The sequence below is a fragment of the Pseudoalteromonas sp. CR1 genome (assembly GCF_019392235.1).
Taxonomy (GTDB): Bacteria; Pseudomonadota; Gammaproteobacteria; order Enterobacterales; family Alteromonadaceae; genus Pseudoalteromonas.
Window position 1 is genome coordinate 182,638 of sequence record NZ_JAHXRM010000004.1, and the last position, 14,079, is coordinate 196,716.

At 39.4% G+C, this 14,079-nt stretch carries 9 protein-coding genes and 1 pseudogene; 5 read left to right on the forward strand and 5 right to left on the reverse strand.

Annotated features, from left to right (window positions below; all coding sequences use genetic code 11):
- Nucleotides 1-66 precede the first annotated feature (66 nt).
- Nucleotides 67-3,060 (forward strand): TonB-dependent receptor, encoded by a 2,994-nt coding sequence (locus tag KZZ04_RS06010; RefSeq protein WP_219422137.1) that lies wholly within the window; start codon nucleotides 67-69, stop codon nucleotides 3,058-3,060.
- Between the two features lie 55 nt (nucleotides 3,061-3,115).
- Here the strand turns inward: KZZ04_RS06010 and KZZ04_RS06015 are convergent.
- Both KZZ04_RS06015 and KZZ04_RS06020 read right to left on the reverse strand, forming a co-directional pair.
- Nucleotides 3,116-3,298, reverse strand: a pseudogene (locus KZZ04_RS06015) (peptidase); the annotation flags it as partial.
- 74 nt (nucleotides 3,299-3,372) lie between these two features.
- Nucleotides 3,373-3,672 (reverse strand): hypothetical protein, encoded by a 300-nt coding sequence (locus KZZ04_RS06020; RefSeq protein ID WP_219422138.1) that lies wholly within the window; start codon nucleotides 3,670-3,672, stop codon nucleotides 3,373-3,375.
- Between the two features lie 203 nt (nucleotides 3,673-3,875).
- On the opposite strand from KZZ04_RS06020, the gene KZZ04_RS06025 reads away from it, so the two are divergent.
- Nucleotides 3,876-5,537, forward strand: a complete 1,662-nt coding sequence (locus KZZ04_RS06025) for an asparagine synthase-related protein (protein ID WP_219422139.1) — start codon at nucleotides 3,876-3,878, stop codon at nucleotides 5,535-5,537.
- A 55-nt stretch (nucleotides 5,538-5,592) separates the two neighbouring features.
- On the opposite strand, the gene KZZ04_RS06030 is transcribed toward KZZ04_RS06025, so the two are convergent.
- Together KZZ04_RS06030 and KZZ04_RS06035 are read right to left on the reverse strand one after the other, a co-directional pair.
- The gene (locus tag KZZ04_RS06030) at nucleotides 5,593-6,009 is read right to left on the reverse strand and encodes a nuclear transport factor 2 family protein (protein WP_257903560.1); all 417 of its coding nucleotides are present in this window, start codon (nucleotides 6,007-6,009) and stop codon (nucleotides 5,593-5,595) included.
- 202 nt (nucleotides 6,010-6,211) lie between these two features.
- Nucleotides 6,212-7,099, reverse strand: a complete 888-nt coding sequence (locus KZZ04_RS06035) for a tetratricopeptide repeat protein (RefSeq protein ID WP_219422140.1) — start codon at nucleotides 7,097-7,099, stop codon at nucleotides 6,212-6,214.
- Between the two features lie 393 nt (nucleotides 7,100-7,492).
- Between KZZ04_RS06035 and KZZ04_RS06040 the strand changes: the two genes are divergently transcribed.
- Complete coding sequence (locus tag KZZ04_RS06040; protein ID WP_219422141.1) at nucleotides 7,493-8,524, forward strand: LacI family DNA-binding transcriptional regulator; 1,032 nt, start codon at nucleotides 7,493-7,495, stop codon at nucleotides 8,522-8,524.
- Between the two features lie 52 nt (nucleotides 8,525-8,576).
- Here KZZ04_RS06040 and gtfA read toward each other — a convergent pair whose 3' ends face one another.
- Nucleotides 8,577-10,046 carry a sucrose phosphorylase gene (gene gtfA, locus KZZ04_RS06045; RefSeq protein WP_219422142.1) on the reverse strand — a complete coding sequence of 490 codons (1,470 nt, stop codon included), beginning with the start codon at nucleotides 10,044-10,046 and terminating at the stop codon, nucleotides 8,577-8,579.
- Nucleotides 10,047-10,222: 176 nt separating this feature from the next.
- Here gtfA and KZZ04_RS06050 point away from each other — a divergent pair, with 176 nt between their 5' ends.
- Entirely contained in the window at nucleotides 10,223-11,452 is a 1,230-nt protein-coding gene (locus tag KZZ04_RS06050; protein ID WP_219422143.1) for a sugar MFS transporter, read from the forward strand.
- Between the two features lie 167 nt (nucleotides 11,453-11,619).
- Nucleotides 11,620-14,016, forward strand: a complete 2,397-nt coding sequence (locus KZZ04_RS06055; RefSeq protein ID WP_058404898.1) for a TonB-dependent siderophore receptor — start codon at nucleotides 11,620-11,622, stop codon at nucleotides 14,014-14,016.
- Nucleotides 14,017-14,079 lie beyond the last annotated feature (63 nt).

The window sequence follows — 14,079 nt, forward strand, 5'->3', positions numbered from 1 at the left end:
TTGAATGGTAGGTGCCTTTAAATAGGCACCCACTAACTGTAATAAATTTAGAAAAGCAGAGCAATTATGAACACATTCACTTTTAAAAAGAGCCAGTTAGCAGCTTCTGTGTCACTTATCATCGCTGCAAGTACATTCAATTTAGCCTATGCAGCAGAAGAAAATACTGCTGAACCTGAACTAGAAGTCATTGAAGTAAAAGGTATCCGCGGATCGTTAATTCGTTCAATGGATGTAAAACGAGATGCCTCTGGTGTAGTTGACGCCATTTCAGCTGAAGAAATGGGTAAGTTTCCAGATACAAACTTAGCAGAATCATTACAGCGAATTACTGGTGTGTCTGTCAGCCGTTCAAACGGTGAAGGTAGCCAAATTACTGTTCGTGGTTTTGGCCCATCGTTTAACTTGGTAACACTAAATGGTCGCCAAATGGCCGGCACAGGTTTTACTCGCTCATTCAACTTTGAAAACTTATCATCAGAAGGTGTAAGTTCGCTTGAAGTAATGAAAACTGCGCGCGCCGATTCACCAACGGGTGGATTGGGTGCAACTGTAAATATTGTTACCGCTAAACCATTACAAAAGCCAGGTGAGCGTTTTTCTTTCATGGCTAAAGGTATTCACGATACATCTGTAGAAGAAGGCGATAAAGTAACACCTGAAATTGCAGGTATCTACAGTAATACCTTTGATGACGAGCGTTTTGGTGTGTCGGCTAACTTTTCATACCATCGTCGTGATTTTCAACGACAAGCAGCAAATGTTCGATCTTGGTTAGTTAACCCTAACCTCTCGGTTGATGCGGCTAATATTGTTGATAACCGCCCAATGGATGCTGAAGGTAACCCGGCTAAACAATTCTTTGACCCAAACGCGGGGGAAAATGGTGAATTTGTTTCAGCCGCTTTCTTTCCGCAAGAAGTTAGCTTTGCGAAAGATGACATTCAGCGCGAACGCTTAAATGCACAAGCAACATTTCAGTTTGCACCAACAGACAACCTGACATTTACGCTTGACCATACAATTTCACAAGCAACAACCGGTAATAACTCATTGTCTTGGGGGATCTGGAACGGCTCGTTCGGTGGTAATGCCAATGCTTATGAGCTTGATGAAAACGGTACAGCAGTTTATTACAACTCTGCAGGTGACGATGCATCATTTACTGCATTTCGTGAAACATCAGAAGTTGACTCAAAAGCGACAGGTATTAACGTTGAATGGTTAGCAACCGAAAATCTGAGCTTTAACTTTGATGCCCACACATCTAAAACAACAACCGATAATGGTAAAGATCCTGGTTTAGGTGCTAATGCACGTATCATTTTAGGCTCGGCAGACATTTCAACTAAAGAATACTTTTTCCGTGAGGGTGACGTACCTGGTTTTAATGTAAATTGGAATAACGGCACGCAAGAAGTTGATCCAAACCAAATTGGTTCTAACTTTAGTATATTTACTAGAACACCCGGTGAATCTGAAGTATCTCAAGTACAACTAGACGGTAAATTATTTACTTACACTGATATTGGTTTAGAAACCGTTAAATTTGGTGCAGCATACACTAAGCAAACACTTAGTGGTTGGGGTGGCTCTAATAATGCGAATGCTCCAGGCTTTAACAATGGTACATTTGCCGAGATATTCCCAGACAGTATGTTCGAGCGTGTAGATTTAAGTGGGTTCCTTGACGAATTTTCGTTTGGTCCTAACGGTGTAGCGCCAGGCTATGCTTATACTTATGATCTTGATGAAGCATTTGCTCGCCAAAGCGCTTTTTTAACTGAAGACGTAATAGGCAGTGATGTTTACCAAATAGGTACTTTTGATGGCTTCCCAACTAATAAAGTAGAAGAAGAAACAATCAGTGTTTATCTATCTACAAATTGGGTATTTAACGTTAGCGACTACGATGTTTTTGTAAATTTAGGACTTCGCTACGAAGAAACTGACATTGTTAGCCCAGCTAAAAGCCGTGTTGCTCAGCAGGTATATTGGGCTGGTGGTTCTGAATGGTTAACAGAATTTGCTAGTGGTGGTGAATTAGTTGAGGTTGATTACAAAGGTAATTACGATCTTCTTCTACCTATGATAGATGTGAAAGTTGACCTTTCTGATAACTTAGTGTCACGCGTATCATGGGGTCAAACAATCACACGCCCTACTCTTGGCGACATGCTTGGCAACTTAAGCTTAACACCGTCACCTAAATTAAATTCAAGAAGCGGTAGTCGTGGTAACCCAAACCTACAACCGTTTAAATCAACCAACTTCGATCTTAGCCTTGAATATTACTACAATGAAGGTAGCTACGCTGCAGTAGGCATGTTTTGGAAAGATGTAGATAATTGGATTGATAACACACAAGTAACTACTACGTTTGAAGGCCTGCATGATGTTTATTTAGGTCAGCGCTGGAATAACGCGGTCGCCGCAATTGAAGGGCGTGGCGATCAGGCAACTGACGCTGCTATCTATAATGAGATTGTTGCAAATGGTGTAGGAATTGGCGAAAACAACCGCGTACTTCCTGACCCAGCAACTGATCCGTTAATTGAGTGGACAATCAACTCACCAGAAAACGTAGGATCTCGTAAAGTAAATGGTGTTGAGTTTGCGATACAGCATTTATTTGGCGAGTCGGGTTTTGGTGCTGGTTTTAATGCCACTATTGTTGATGGTGACGTAGAGTACGACAACTATTACCTCGCATCTCAAGCTGTGTTAGCGGGTCTGAGTGACTCTGCAAACCTACAAGGTTTTTACGAAAAAGATGGCTTATCAGTTAAAATTACTGGTGCATGGCGTGATGAATACTTAATTGCGCAAGGTCTACCGGACTCAGGTGCTACCGCTCCTCCACAATATGCTGAAGAATACTTACAGTGGGATATTAGCGTTAACTACGAAGTTAACGAAAGCACTACCGTGTTTTTTGAAGGGGTTAATTTAACAAACGAAACAGAGCGTTCGTTCAGCCGTTTTGAAAGTCAGTTCTTAAGCGCTGCACAATACGGACCGCGTTATGCATTTGGTTTTAGATACTCAATGGGTAACTAAACTTAAATAAATACCAAATAAAAACCGCTCTAAGAGCGGTTTTTTTATTTTTAAGCTATGGGATGCGCTTAATCTGATCTAATAGTATATTAGTTGTCCAGTCGATGCCGTTATACGCAATATCTGGCTTGTAAAAGTCCCCTGCCCCTCGCGCTCTATTTACATATACTTTATTTGGCACTACAACTTTACCTAAGCCTGAAGGTAAATCGGCTAAACGTACCTCCATATACAGCGTTATCGCCAATTTATGGAGAATAACCACACGACATAAGCTCTGCCTTGCCTAAATACCAAACAGACCCTAATCATTTAATGCTTGAGTAAACGAATCCATTCATCAGGGTTTGCTAAAATAAAATCATAAGTATCTTCATTTTCTAAGGTAATTGTTATTGCATCATATGTAAGTGGCAAAATCGCCGCCCCTTTACCAACTGATTTTTCAATTTTAATAATTGCGCTTCGTGATAATGTATAAGGTCCTAAACCAGCACGTTCATTGTATGGCTCAAAACGTACCTCACCTTGCGTTACATAAAATTTACCATCGGCTTTTGCCACACCATTTTGGTACGTAGCAGTAGATGATTTAAGTATTTTATTGTTCATTCGGCTTTCCTGCTAATTCATAAATTTACTTTTATAAAACTTTTTCACCTTACGAAGTTATACAGTTTTATGTTTTAAGGCAACTAAACTGTACCTAAAAAGGTAAATTCAGTTAGTACCGCGACTCTCTAGCAAAGTATTAATTAATCTTGGTACAAACCTTGATACCTAATTAATAACAAAACGACTTACAGGTACGGGTTATGGCGAAATTTTTTGGAATTTATTGTGCATCTGGGCTAACTCAACATCATGATTTTATTATAAATAAATTTAAAGCTGAAGATGCTAAAGTAAACAGTGGCGCAATAAACGAAGTGCAAGAAGATGCTCTTTACTTGGCTAGTTTAGATTATAAAACCTTTGGCCCGCATGCCTTTTTGCAAACAGATTCGCATATTGCGACGCTGGTTGGCCACCCACTTTTAAGCGCTAATCGAAATAGTGATTTAAGCACCCTAAACACACATTACACCAATGCCAAGCTTAAAGAGTGCGAAGGTGTATTTTGTATGGCGCGATATAACAAGGTCACTAATGTATTAAATTTAGCCACCGACGCACTTGGGATCCGTCCTTTTTATTATATGTTTTATGAAGGTGCTTTTATTTTCAGCACCCAATATAGCTTACTCAAAAACTTAGGCTTACCACTTAGCTGTAATCACGAAGGTATGATGGAATATGCAACACTTGGATATTACCTATTCGAACACACCCATTACAACGAAATCTCATGTATTCGCCCTGGAACTCGCTTAGAGGCATCATCTAGCGGCATTACTAAAACACAGTATTTTGACTGGTGCAGCCTCACTAAAAATAAGGACAATTACGAAAAAACACTGCATAGCTTAAAACAAGACCTATCTAACAATGTAAATAAATATATTAATAACGATCAGCACGTTCTCACTACGCTATCGGGTGGATTAGACTCAAGGTTAATTGCGTGCTTACTAAAAAGGCAAAATGTAAACATCACGGCGCTTAATTTTTCGCAGCATAAAACGCAAGACTTATACTGTGCCACGGCGTTCGCAAAAAGCCAAAAAATTGAGCTTGATGTTATTCAAGTCAACGATACGCAAGCAAAAACAATTGAAGACAGACTAGGTGAGCATTGGTTAAATGGCACACATCCAAACCACTCTTCAGTAACGCGTCCTCGTTTAGCATGGTCTGGCAATGGAGGCAGTGTTGGGCTGGGTGTTATCTACTACTCAGATGAAGTTTACGAAGCGGCATTAACACAAAAACCTGAGCGCCTTGCTGATGCTTATTTATCGCAACAATTTGCTTATATCCCCAAATCAATAATCCATAATGCTGATAAAATGCAAGCCACTTTAAAGGCTAATATCGTGACTTCATTAAAAGAGTTTGGAGATATCCCTCTTGAAAAAGCTTACTATTTATTTTTGTTACTTAACGATCAGCATCACCATTTAGCCATCCCATTTGATAAAGTGGATGAATATCAAATGGATTTTTGCCTGCCCTTTTACTCTTGGAAAGTACTTCGTCATGTTTTGTCGCAGCCCACAGCGCAGGTAAGAAAGCATCGCTTTTATCATGATTTTTTACGCTATGCATTCCCCGAAGCATTAGATTCGCCTTGGCAAGCATACCCAGGTCATGTTCCATGTTTATTACCAAAAGAAGGGATTGATCAATGGCAAATTAAACGACCCAAGCAGTTTAAACCAGCTAAGGTGTACCATATTTTCACGCAATTAATGAAATGCCAACATAAGCAGTTAGTTAAGCTTGTCTCGTTTAGTGCGGTTGCGTTACTGCATGCCTCTGGCATTAAAAGCTATAACGATAAGCTAAAGGTTATAGAAAATATGCTTAAGTGGTAACATTAAAGCACCTTGATGTAGGCTTCGACTCAAGGTGTTTTGAATCAAACCGTTTTTATTTAGTCGGTGGGAACCATACGTTAACAATTTTGCCATTACGCACTTCGTACACCGCAACGGCAAACATATCATCTCTACCGTTACCAAGCCCGGTTAAGCGTTCATAATCAACGACCACAGGACCATTTACAATTCTGTTTTCAAGAATCACTTTAAAAGATTTTGGCGCCGTTTTTAAAAACTGATACGCTTTTATCAAGCTTTCTTGGCCAATAATGTCAGGAGCGCCTTTTTGGCTATTTTTAATTTTTATGTCAGCCGAGTGACAGCTTGCAAATAGCGCTATATTTCGCGCGTTATAAGCCTCTAGTTGCGCTTGCACAACGTGTTCAGGGTCGCTACTTGCAGAGCACGCTAACGCATCACTCGCATAACAAAGGCTAAACAGCGTAAGCATTGATACAACTTTCATAACAATCAACATCCTTGAAAATAAACTGGGTAGTAAAAAAGCTAGTTGTGAAAATGACTACGAAAACTTAAAAAATACAACACTAGCAAGCAGCAAATATAACCTAAAGCAGATTGCAAAATAAAATTAAGTGAAATTACTTGAATACAAAAAAAGGAGAGCATACGCTCTCCTTTTTCAAACGGTCAAGGCCTATCAATTTCTAAAACGATGTACCTGTAACAACATAAGGTATCATGCCTGGAGAGTTTCTATTAAATTGTATATAACAACCATTGCCCGCATCTGAACATGCCTGACCTTGTATTCTAGAAACAGTGCTTCTACCGTCATAATCCGTAGTCTTTAGTTTGGCAATCAAATCTTTAATTTCTGAATGGACGTCCAGTAAAACAGGATCTAAACGCTCAATGTCTTGACTTACCTTTAAACCGTCAATGTTTATATTTTGCTGTTCAATTATTGCAACTAATTTATCTAATTTTTCTTGCGCACCTTCATGACCACGAATAGCCAGCGTTTTATGCATTTTAGCTGACTGATACAAACTAGCTTCAGTACCTATACCATGTTCATAAAAAACAGCTAACAGCTCATAAGCTGGCAAATAAGTTGACTCTTTTGCCTTAATTAGTAGATCGAATGCTAATTTGTCTGAATTTTTATTATTTTCAGCAAACAATTGTTTTGCCTTATCAACCAAAGCAGGCGGGAAACCTCTATCGACAACTCGGTTTAATAACTCATCAGCTCTTGCTATATCTTTATCAAAGATATGCCCTGTTCTATACCAACGCGAAGCCTGATGGATAGCAAAAGGGTCTTTCCACTTAATAGCTCTTAACATAAACTTTCTGGCATATGCGTCGTCTTGGCTTACGCCTTCACCGTTTGCATAAGCAATGGCAAGTAAGCTAGCAGCTTCGCTACTACCGTTAATGGCAAAATTTCTGAGCTTTTTGAAATCCGATGTACATTCAGCAGTTTCACACAAAGGAAGTACATCTGTCCCTTGGTCTGTGTTTGCATAAGCAAAATTAGCTGATAAGGCCGACGCTATAATTAAAGGTAAAACTTTAGATATTCTCATTGTTCTCTCCATGGTAATGATTTTGGTGTACCTGATTTAGATTACAACAGTTTGTTTAAAAATCAAGCTTATAATTACAAGAACATACTGACGTTGTTTATAACTTAAAACCATAATATATATCTAAGTTTCACCGCATAATTAGAGTTTGCAACTTTTAAATATTATTATCGGGTAATAATAATTTAATTTTTCCACTCATTTAAGCCGCCAAATATTATTAAAACACCTTTTTTGTGAAGGGGTAAATTAATTACATGACTAATCGCTTGTTAAATCTAAATACGGTTATCAAATAACTAAAAGATTAACGTTAGAAACCCAATTTTTTATTATGTTAAACAGCACAATATGTTAATTTATGTAATGTAGTTTTTCGGCAAAGAGTAATTAATGAGTAAACAAATTCGATGGACCTTAAAAAGTATTGCTAAAGAGCTAGGTGTGTCTAATGCAACGGTATCTAATGCATTTAATCGTCCAGATCAGCTTTCTGAAAAGCGCCGAGAAGCGATACTCAAAGCCTGCAAAGAGCTTGGTTACTTTGGCCCAAATAAAGCGGCGCAATCGTTAAGAAACGGTACCTTTAACATTGTCGCTTTGGTGTTACCCGACAGCGTGGAATACATGGTGTCGGACCCAGTCGCCAGCAGCTTTATGCGTGGCGTTACCTCAGTACTCGAAAAAAACAATATTAACGTTTTGTTGTTCTCTGGCAGTAACAATAACCTCAATAGTGTTGTTGATTTTGTAGATGGTTTTATTTGTTACGGTCGTCCTCGTAACCACGCATTAGTAGAACAACTTAAAACTACACCAAAACACGTCGTCACTGTAGATTTTGACATTAATCGCAATGCGTCGGTTAACATTAATAACGAACAAGCTAGCTACGAAATTGCCAAGCATGTTTTGCACAATATAAACGATAAAGTCGCCATTCTAGGGCTAAGACTTCTCGATGAAAACGTATTATGCCGCGTTTATGAGCATCACGAGTTTAAAACCGGAGAGTCAATTTCTCACCAGCGTTTACGTGGCTATCAGCGCGCATTAATTGAGGCAAATATTAATGTTGCTGACGATCGTATTTGGAACATACCTGAAAGCAGTGAGCGGTTTGCTAATATAGCTGCAAAAGAAGTTTTATCAGCCTCACCTCGCCCTAACGTTATTATCTGTATGAGTGATTTAATTGCACTGGCCACAATGCGAGAAGCAATCAAGCAAGGTATAAAAATTGGTAAAGACCTGCGTATTGTAGGATTTGATGGGATTGATGAAGCAGCACGGTTTGTGCCTCGGTTAAGTACTATTCATCAAAACAGTGAAGAAAAAGGCGTAATTGCTGCAAACTTATTTATTTCTAAAGAAAACAAAGTACAAGAAGTCAGCTACGAGCTCGACATTGGTGCCAGCAGCTAATAAAAAAGCCAAGCTATCTAGCTTGGCTTTTTGTTAAGCAAAACTCTATTCGTTACAATAAAGAATCTAAACTTATCGATGTTTCTTCTTCGCCATTTACTTGTGTTATGAGAGCGGTTCTTGCTTCAAAATCTACACTTAATGAAATTGATTGCTCACCAAGTTGCCACATTAAACAACACATACTGCCCTCACCTTGCGCTGAAAACTCACCAGAGAACGCAGGGTGCTCGTTACGAAGTTTAATTAGTTCAATTAACCCTTTTACCACGGGCTTATCAAGTGATTGACTTATTTTATCTGCATTTAAATATGGGCGATTAATATCGCGGCCAACGTTTGTTTTTGCTAAAAGATCCATATCGTTTTCGCATGCAAATAGGCCTCCGTAGTACACTTGTGGAACACCTGGTGCAAAAAACTGAATGGCACGAGACAATAAATAATCAAAATCTTTGGCGCCTAACGCATTATAATAAGTACAATTAACCTGATATAAGTCAACATTACTTGCAGCAGCTCCTGTTGCTTGTCGACTTTCATTATTGCTGTTTGCATGCATAGTTTCTACAAGGTTATCAATTTGCTCAGCGTTTAATAAACCTGGTTTGTCGCCCATTGGACCTGCATCAATAATACCAATACCGTCATGTGTATCAAGAACAGTTAAACAGTTACGTGGTGATATTTTTAGCCACTTCAAAAGTGCATCAACATCATTGTTAAATAAGCTATGTAAAATAAGCGGTGGCAGTGCAAAGTCGTAAACCATGTTTACGCGCTTAGCCACCTCAACCTGAGTTTGATAATGGCTGTGTATTTCAGCAATTGTTTCCATACCTAATTCATTTGCTTGCTTAGATAAGTTATCTAAGTAACCAAACGTTTCATCTAGCATAAAACAGTTAGTACCCGCTTGCTTAATAGCGTACCCCGCTGCATCTAAGCGAATAATATTTACATTGTTAGCCGAGAACTTGGTAAGTACGTTATTTAAATACGCAACGCCTGCCTCTACCTTTACATTAATATCAATTTGATTATCGGTAAACGTAGTCCAAAAATCGTAGGTTTCGCCATCACCACATTTCATTGGTGTAAAACAACTACCAGGGCGAGGACGATAAATTGCTTTTTGCTCTGCGTCGCTCATGCCATTTGGAAATACGTCTTCTTTGGTTAAAAACAAATCCCAAAACTCAGAGGCTTTACCTTTTGCAAGCACATCCTGAAACTGAAAAGACTGCGCCGATACATGGTTAACAATTAAGTCAGCCATTAAATCATGATTATTGCCTAGCGCTTTAATATCTTCCCAAGAACCTATTCTTGAATCTACTTCGCTATGGTCGATAGGGTCAAAGCCAGCATCACTGCCGTCAATTGGATTATAAAATGGCAACAAATGCACACCGCCAAATACGCCTTTTAAAGAACTGTTTAAAAGTGTAGTGAGTGCATTAATGTCTTGACCAGTGATTCGATCAGCATATGTGATCAATTGAACTTTGTTTTGCATCATTGTGTGATTACCATGTTGAAACTTAATCGATTAAGATATATCTTTAACTAGAGAGTAAGAATTTACAAGTAATTTTTAAAAATTTTACATACAACTATCGTTGCATGAATAATACTTCACTAAGTAACTAACTGACTTAACGCGTATTAGCCTGCATTTAACGAGGATTAAATAAAATGACAAAATCACACACACAAGCAACCAGCGATCCGTTGCGACAAATACGCTGGCTCACATACATGATGTTTTTTATGTTTGCCATGACCTCTGATGCGGTCGGCATGATCATCCCTGAGCTCATAAAAGACTTTGGCTTAAGTATGACCCAAGCTAGTGCCTTTCATTATGCGCCAATGGCTTTAATTGCTTTTAGTGGACTATTTTTAGGCTTTTTAGCCGACAGCCTAGGCCGAAAGCAAACCATCATGCTGGGCTTACTCATTTTTTCTGCGAGTTGTTTCTTATTTGCAGTGAGTTCTAGTTTTAATTTTTTCTTGGTACTTCTTTGCTGTATTGGTTTGGCAATCGGTTTATTTAAAACAGGTGCATTAGCTTTATTGGGTGATATTTCACACAGTAACGAAGAACACACCAAAACAATGAACAAGGTAGAAGGCTTTTTTGGAATAGGTGCTATTGTTGGTCCTGCACTGGTAGGTATTTTACTCGTTCAAAATGTAAGCTGGACATACCTTTACATTATTGCCGGTGTTATGTGTTTGATCCTTGCTCTTCTAGCATGGCGAGCAGATTATCCGCCAGTTGTAAAAACAACCGAAAAACCCGCTTCACTTGCCACTACCATGAAAATGATTAAAAACCCTTACGCACTCGGCTTTTCAATGGCCATCGCATTATATGTAGCTACCGAAGTGGCTATTTATGTATGGATGCCAACGCTGCTACAAGACTACACAGGTTCATGGCCATTACTTGCAACATACGCACTAACCATATTCTTTATACTTCGCGCAGCGGGTCGTTTTATAGCGGTATGGTTACTAAATCGCTTTAGTTGGCAAGGCGTAATGACCTACCTAAGCCTTGGCATAGCACTGTGCTATGTAGGCACATTAATCGGCGGTGTAGATTGGGCTGTAGGATTGCTTCCACTTTCTGGTTTATTTATGTCAATGGTTTACCCCACTTTAAATTCTAAAGGCATTTCCTGTTTCCCTGTTCAACAACATGGTGCCGTAGCTGGCGTTATATTATTTTTCACCGCATTGTCTGCGGCATTAGCACCGCTTTTAATGGGTATGATCAGTGATTACTTTGGTCACGTACGTTATGGCTTTTATTTAGCAACCGGTTTTGCAGTTATTTTATTTTTGGCTATGCTTTTTAATTATTTTCGCGACCCATCAGCATCAGCTTTAGAACAAAATAACGTAGTTACTAATTAATTTGATAATTATTTAACAAAAAAATTACCCTACAAATCAATGGGTGAGTAAAAAAAGAGCAAATTAATAATAAAATAATTTGCATCTTGTAAAAATTTTGTTATTTTTACTTAATCGATTAAGTAAAAATAAATAACCACTTAGGTTCAACATAACGAGGCGTTCACATGACAACACACAACACTCCTTTATATTTAATCAGTGCATTAGCACTTGCAGTAAGCCAAGGCATTAATGCTCAAGAAGCAGAAACAACTCAGCCAGAAGCATCACAGAACAAAGGACTTGAAACAATCGTTGTAACCGGTGTTCCGCGCCGTACAACTATTATGGCTTCAAGCGTATCAGTAAGCAGTGTTTCGCTTGAACAAGTTCAAGTTTCAACACCTCGCTCTACCGCTGAAGCATTTAGAATCATTCCGGGTATCCGTTCAGAATCTACTGGCGGTGAAGGTAACGCAAACATTGCAGTTCGTGGTCTACCGGTTGCATCAGGTGGCGCTAAATTTTTACAATTACAAGAAGACGGTTTACCTGTACTGCAATACGGTGACATCGCTTTTGGTAATGCTGATATTTTTATGCGCCTTGACAACACGGTACAAACGGTTGAGTCAATCCGTGGTGGTTCAGCGTCTACAGCAGCAAGTAATGCACCAGGTGGTATCATCAACTTTATCTCTAAAAACGGCGAAAACGAATCGGGCAGCGTTGCAACCACTGTTGGCCTAGATTTCGATAGTGTCCGTACTGATTTTGAATATGGTACTTATCTAACTGACAGTGTTCGCTTTCATGTAGGTGGTTTTGTACGCCAAGGTGAAGGCCCACGTGAAACAGGTTACACGTCAAATAAAGGTGGTCAAATAAAAGCTAATTTGACTAAAGATTTCGAAAACGGCTATGTGCGTCTTTACTACAAACACTTAGACGACAAAAGCGTTGGCTACCTTCCAATGCCAATGTACTCAAATGGTGATTCAGTTCCAGGGTTTGACTCTCAGTCAGATACACCGCATTCAGCCTTATTTACTAAAACAGTTCGCTTAAATGGCCAAAACCAAATTAGCAATGGTGACATTCGCGACGGCATGAACCCAAATGTTGATTCTATTGGCTTTGAAGCTGTATTCGACCTAGACAACGACTGGCGTATTGAAAACCGTTTCCGTAAGTCATCAGTTAGCGGAAACTTTAATTCTATTATCCCTGCTGAAGTAGGTGATGCATCAGCAATGGCAGCAAGCATTGGTGGAGCAGGCGCAACACTTAGTAACGCAAATACAGGTGACGCATTCAATGGCGATTTAGCAATGCGCATCCATACGTTTGACGTAACAATGAATGACTTTGACTCTATTGTTAACGACTTTAAACTAACAAAATCGTTTGACGATGACACAAGCCTAACGTTTGGTTACTACGCATCAACACAAAACATAGCTATGTCGTGGTTATGGAACTCTTACGTTATGGAGCTTAAAGGTGACAATGCCGCACTGTTAAACGTAACCGCAGCCGACGGCACTGAGTTTTCTGAAAACGGTTTATACGCTTACGGCACGCCATTTTGGGGCAACTGTTGTCAACGCGATTACGACACTGAATACGACACACGTGCACCTTATGTTGCTTTCTCAACTAAACTTGGTGACTTGAGTATTGATGCAAGTGCGCGTTATGACAGCGGTGAAGCACGCGGTAATTACGCAGGAGCAGTAACCTCTACTGTAGACATGAACCGTGATGGTGTTATTTCAGTACCCGAGCAAAGTGTTGTAGGTATTGATCATGCGAATGCAAGCCCAGTAAATTACGACTGGAGCTATTCGTCTTACTCAATTGGTGCTAACTACCAAATAGACCCTAGCCTTGCAACATTTGCACGTATCAGTAAAGGCGGACGTGCAAACGCTGATCGTCTTTTATTTGGTAAAGTACGCTCAGATGGCTCAGTAGCTGATGAAGATGCAGTTGATGAAGTAAATCAATTTGAGTTTGGTGTTAAAAAGCGTTTTGACTCGCTATCGGTATTTGCAACAGCGTTTTACGCAGAAACTGAAGAACAAAACTTTGAAGCAACATCACAAACGTTTTTTGACCGTGAATACGAAGCCAAAGGTATTGAGCTTGAATCAACGTACTTCATGGATGCATGGGATTTTCGTGGTAACTTAACGTGGACTGATGCCGAAATAGCTAAAGATGCACTAACACCTGACGTTGTAGGGAATACACCACGCCGTCAAGCTGATTTAATTTACTCACTAATGGCTCGTTACAGCTATGAAAAAGGTGCAGCAGGTTTAAGCTTTATTGGTACAACTGATGCCTACGCGCAAGATAACAATGACCTTAAATTTGATGGTTACACGCAGGTAAATGGCTTTGTAAGCTACGACCTATCTGAAAACCTTAGCCTTGCGCTTAATGTAAATAACCTATTTGACACAGTCGGTATTACAGAAGCAGAGGAAGGTTCAGTACCAGCAAACGGGATCATTCGCGCACGTACAATTAATGGCCGTACTACATCATTAACGCTTAAATACGCGTTTAACTAACCGAGTCTGAGTGTGTTAAGCGCTGAAATGCAGTTTTATTTCAGCGCTTTATTCCTCGCTTAG

Excerpts from the sequence above, each read along its gene's own strand:
- KZZ04_RS06010 (WP_219422137.1), top strand. The coding sequence starts at position 67 with ATGAACACATTCACTTTTAAAAAGAGCCAGTTAGCAGCTTCTGTGTCA.
- KZZ04_RS06025 (WP_219422139.1), top strand. The coding sequence starts at position 3,876 with ATGGCGAAATTTTTTGGAATTTATTGTGCATCTGGGCTAACTCAACAT.
- KZZ04_RS06035 (WP_219422140.1), bottom strand. The coding sequence starts at position 7,099 with ATGAGAATATCTAAAGTTTTACCTTTAATTATAGCGTCGGCCTTATCA.
- KZZ04_RS06020 (WP_219422138.1), bottom strand. The coding sequence starts at position 3,672 with ATGAACAATAAAATACTTAAATCATCTACTGCTACGTACCAAAATGGT.
- gtfA (WP_219422142.1), bottom strand. The coding sequence starts at position 10,046 with ATGATGCAAAACAAAGTTCAATTGATCACATATGCTGATCGAATCACT.
- KZZ04_RS06050 (WP_219422143.1), top strand. The coding sequence starts at position 10,223 with ATGACAAAATCACACACACAAGCAACCAGCGATCCGTTGCGACAAATA.
- KZZ04_RS06040 (WP_219422141.1), top strand. The coding sequence starts at position 7,493 with ATGAGTAAACAAATTCGATGGACCTTAAAAAGTATTGCTAAAGAGCTA.
- KZZ04_RS06030 (WP_257903560.1), bottom strand. The coding sequence starts at position 6,009 with ATGAAAGTTGTATCAATGCTTACGCTGTTTAGCCTTTGTTATGCGAGT.
- KZZ04_RS06055 (WP_058404898.1), top strand. The coding sequence starts at position 11,620 with ATGACAACACACAACACTCCTTTATATTTAATCAGTGCATTAGCACTT.